Source organism: Oleiphilus sp. HI0086, assembly GCF_001635225.1.
In genome coordinates, this window is the sequence record NZ_LWFZ01000978.1 from 1 (window position 1) to 1,290 (window position 1,290).

1 pseudogene is annotated in these 1,290 nt (G+C 46.0%); it reads left to right on the forward strand.

Annotated features, from left to right (window positions below):
- Positions 1-905: pseudogene (locus tag A3756_RS17585) on the forward strand (aminomethyl-transferring glycine dehydrogenase subunit GcvPB); the annotation flags it as partial.
- Positions 906-1,290 lie beyond the last annotated feature (385 nt).

A 1,290-nucleotide genomic window follows, 5' to 3' on the forward strand; every position in this document is an offset into this window, starting at 1 on the left:
TTGACCTGGAAGCGCTTAAAGAAGCAGTTGGCCCACAAACAGCCGGGATCATGATGACTAACCCTTCGACCTGCGGCGTGTTTGAAAGACAGATCGAAGAGATTGCCAAGACGGTTCATGACGCGGGCGGTTTGCTTTATTACGATGGTGCGAACCTGAACGCGATCTTGGGTAAAGTACGCCCGGGCGATATGGGTTTTGACGTGCTGCATATGAACTTGCACAAGACCTTTGCAACACCTCACGGTGGCGGTGGACCAGGTTCTGGCCCAGTTGCTGTAGGTGAGCGTTTACTACCATACCTGCCTACGCCAATGGCGGGTTGTCAGGCGCAAGCAGACGGCGTTAAGAATTATCATTGGGTGACCCAAGCAGATAATGTAGATTCCATCGGTCGCCTAAGTACCTTCATGGGTAATGCCGGGATTATTCTTCGAGCCTACATTTACGCAGTACTACTTGGCCGAGAAGGCTTGCATCGAGTTGGTGAGTTTTCAACCTTGAGTGCAAACTACATGGCTAAGTTGATGGCTGATGCCGGTTTTGAATTGGCCTATCCTGAGCGTCGAGCCACGCATGAGTTTATTGTGACGATGAACAAACAAGCGAAAGGTCTGGGTGTCACGGCGATGGACTTTGCCAAGCGTTTACTCGATTACGGCTACCATGCTCCGACCACTTACTTCCCCTTGTTGGTACCAGAGTGTTTGCTGATTGAACCAACCGAGACAGAGTCTATTGACGAGCTAGAAGGCTTTGTTAAGGCGATGGCAGCGATTCAGAAGGAAGCGGAAGACACACCAGAAACAGTAAAAGGTGCGCCTTATACGCAACCTGTTCGTCGTCTGGATGATGTTAAAGCTGCACGAGAACTTGATGTAGCCTACTCAGCGCCAGCAGAGTAAAAATGTTCCAAAAGGGTGCGCTATGGTGCACCCTTATCCTGCCCTAAAAATTTCTAAACTATTTCAAACGTACGCCTTGGCAATATCCGTTTTAGCATCTATCTTACTATTTCAATATGGATGAGAGTTGTCGCAGGGTATTAGCTAATACGACTTACCTGACAGACAATATTTCTAGCTCTATGTTCTTGATATACAGTTGTTAGCTGTTTTTAGGGCATAATCTTTCGATTTCTCTATAGTCTATATATCCGTTTCCAGAATTAAAATTAGGTTTGTATGCTCTTCGCTACGCAAAACGAAGACCTGTATTTAGTGCTGTGTTGTATGAGTATTAATCAATTTGGCCTGTTTTGACCTAAAATGATCTAAATAATACTAATAG